The organism is Streptomyces sp., from assembly GCF_036566765.1.
In the GTDB taxonomy this organism is placed as follows: Bacteria; Actinomycetota; Actinomycetes; order Streptomycetales; family Streptomycetaceae; genus Streptomyces.
In genome coordinates this window covers 1-2,648 of sequence record NZ_DATCVQ010000654.1, presented here as the reverse complement: position 1 = coordinate 2,648, position 2,648 = coordinate 1, and the positions used below count along the sequence as shown (strand labels likewise).

Annotated in this window: 4 protein-coding genes; 1 reads left to right on the top strand and 3 read right to left on the bottom strand. The window is 73.4% G+C overall.

The features are described from left to right. A partial coding sequence (locus tag VIU94_RS37980; protein WP_331919025.1) for a four-carbon acid sugar kinase family protein occupies nt 1–633 on the bottom strand: 633 nt, incomplete at its 3' end. A 116-nt stretch (nt 634–749) separates the two neighbouring features. Between VIU94_RS37980 and VIU94_RS37975 the strand changes: the two genes are divergently transcribed. Further along, the gene (locus VIU94_RS37975) at nt 750–1,700 is read left to right on the top strand and encodes a LysR substrate-binding domain-containing protein (RefSeq protein WP_331919023.1); all 951 of its coding nucleotides are present in this window, start codon (nt 750–752) and stop codon (nt 1,698–1,700) included. On the opposite strand, the gene VIU94_RS37970 is transcribed toward VIU94_RS37975, so the two are convergent. Together VIU94_RS37970 and VIU94_RS37965 are read right to left on the bottom strand one after the other, a co-directional pair. Continuing rightward, entirely contained in the window at nt 1,651–2,112 is a 462-nt protein-coding gene (locus VIU94_RS37970; RefSeq protein ID WP_331919021.1) for a DNA-binding protein, read from the bottom strand. The two genes, VIU94_RS37975 and VIU94_RS37970, sit on opposite strands and share 50 nt — an antisense overlap. A gap of 77 nt (nt 2,113–2,189) precedes the next feature. Beyond that, a partial coding sequence (locus VIU94_RS37965; protein ID WP_331919019.1) for a hypothetical protein occupies nt 2,190–2,648 on the bottom strand: 459 nt, incomplete at its 5' end.

Here is a 2,648-nt window from a genome sequence, read left to right as displayed (position 1 = left end):
GAGGGCGGCGGCGAGCCCCGGGGAGCCGACCCACAGGACCTCGTCGGGGCGGGGCACGGCCGAGACGATCCGGTCGAGGTCGGCGTCGGTCGCGGCGGAGCAGACGAACAGGCCGCCGCGATCCAGCAGTTCGGGCAGGCGTGCGGTCGCCTCGTCCGGTTCGACGGGTACGGCGCCGGGCAGGACGGCGGTCAGGTCGGAGCGGGTGACGGGGTGGACGGGGTCGCGGGCGAACTCGCTCTCGTGCACCGGGACGCCCCGGACGTACTGGACGGCGTGTTCTGTCGTACGGCCCTCGGCGGGGAACGCGGGGGCGACGACGACGGCCCGACGTCCGGAGCCCTGCCACGCGGCACGGATCTCTGCGTCGACGTGACCCCGGAGAGTGGAGTCCACGGTCTTCAGGAGAAGTTCGGCGTCGGCGAACGCGCGGGCGGCGCGGCGGGTGCGGTCGGCCGCCTCGGTCTCGTCGACGATCCGGGTGCCGAGATCGACGGCGGTGACGCCGGGGCCCAGGGCGGATGGGGGGTCGGCGGCGGCGAACAGGATCCGGGCGTCGTGGCCGGCGCGGCGGAAGGGGGCGGCGCCGTCCCCGGCGCTCGTGAGGTCGTCGGCCAGGATGGCGATGGCCATGCGGGTTCCTCCGGGAGGTGCGAGAGGGGCGTACTGTGACTGAATCGAGTGTGGGGCAGGGCAAAGCCCCTGGACAAACGATTCGTTCTCACACCACCGGTGAGTAGAATTCACACATGAATCGCTGGCCCGATCTGCCCCCGCCGAACACGCTGCTGCCGTTCGAGGCGACTGTGCGGCACGCCAGCATGACCGCGGCCGCGCAGGAGCTGCATGTCACGCACGGAGCCGTGAGCCGGCAGATCCAGAACCTGGAGCGGGCACTCGGCGTGTCGCTGTTCGAGCGCGGCGCGCGCACGCTTCGCCCGACGCCCGAGGCGCGCCAGCTGGCCGCCGTGGTCCGGGACGCGCTCGACCAGATCGACACGGCCGCCCGGCAGGTGTCGCGACGCAGTACGGACGGGCCGCTGACGCTGTCCTGCGAACCGACGCTGCTGATGCGGTGGTTGATCCCCCGCCTGCCGGACCTGACCGCGAGCGTCCCGGACGTGACCGTCCATCTGTCGGCGGGCGGCGGGCCGGTCCCGTTCGACCGGGGCGGCGTCGATCTGGCGATCCGCCGGGACGACTTCCCGTTCCCGTCGGAGGTGAGCCGGACGCCGCTGTTCGCCGAGCGGGTCGGACCGGTCTGCCGGCCGGACCTCGTCGCGTCGATGGAGCGCCTGCCGCTGCTGCACACCCGGACGCGGCCGCGGGCGTGGGAAGACTGGCGGCGGGTGGCCGGGGCGCCTTCGGCCGGGAGCTCGGGCGAGCAGACCTTCGAGCACTTCTATCTCACGCTGCAGGCCGCGGCGGCGGGCGTCGGGGCCGCGATCGGCCCGTACGCGCTGGTCCGCGACGACCTGGAGCGCGGCCAACTCGCCGCGCCCTTCGGCTTCCGGCCGGACGGCACCCGCTACTTCCTGCTGAGCCCGCGGCCACCGGAGCACGACGAGCGCGTCGTCCGACTCCTGGAATGGCTGCGCGACCGGACGGCCGAACTGGACGCCGCCGACGTCCCGCACATGACGCCGGACGTCACGCCTGCGCCGCCCCGGCCTCCTCGTCGGGCGACGCCGTCCGGCTGACGAGGCGTTCGTAACGCTGCCGCGCGGCCTGCGGCGTCCCGAGTCCCAGGCCGAAGGCGATCTCCGGCCAGGTCATGCCGCGGCCGCGCGCCATCTGCAGGAGCCCGGCCTCCAGTTCGTCCATCTCGCCGCGGACGAGCGGGACGAGGCTGAGCGCGGCGGTGATGTCGGCCCGGTCGACCTCAGGTTCGCCCTCGACCGGCAGCGCGGCACCGCTGAGCAGGAACGACACCAGCCGGACGGCCTCGTGCGGGCCGAGCATGGTCGGGTGCGTCTGGCGGCGGCGCTGCGCATCGGTCGCGGCGTGCCGCTCGGCGATACGGAACAGCGACGCGTGGACACGGTGGGCGCGGGCCTGCTCCGGGTGGGCGGGGGTGAACGGGTCGGTGGTCGGCTCCGGTGTCGATGTCATGGGCCCAGGATGCGCGGCCACATGAAATGATGTCAACTATATGATGTGAACGCTTTGTTTGGGCGTCGACGCGGGGCTCAGCGCAGCACGTGCACCCGGGTGCGGGGCCCGGGCTGCTCGAAGTCGAGCCCGTTCTCGTCGAGGGCGTTGCCGACGGTGACCCGACGGCCGTCCGCGAAGACGAACCCGAGATCGACGCCGCCGCCCTCCCCGCCGGGCCCGAGCCACTCGACGAGTTCGACGTGCCGGAGGGTCTGCCCGACCAGCGCGGCAGGCTCCGGCAGCGCGTCGTCGCGCCAGCGCAGTTCGAACTCCGGCCAGACGACGGGCCGGCTCAGGTCGACCGCGTTCCAGGTCACGGACACCTCGTCGAACTTCCAGTGGTTCACCCCGACCTGCTCCCCGTCGAAGTCGAGCAGCACGGGACAGTCGGCGAACCACTCGTCGTCCTTCAGGTCCCACACCACCCAGAACGCCGTCAGCCGCCGCCCGACGAGCCCCCGCAGCCGCCCACCGTGCGCCGCCTGAACGTCCCG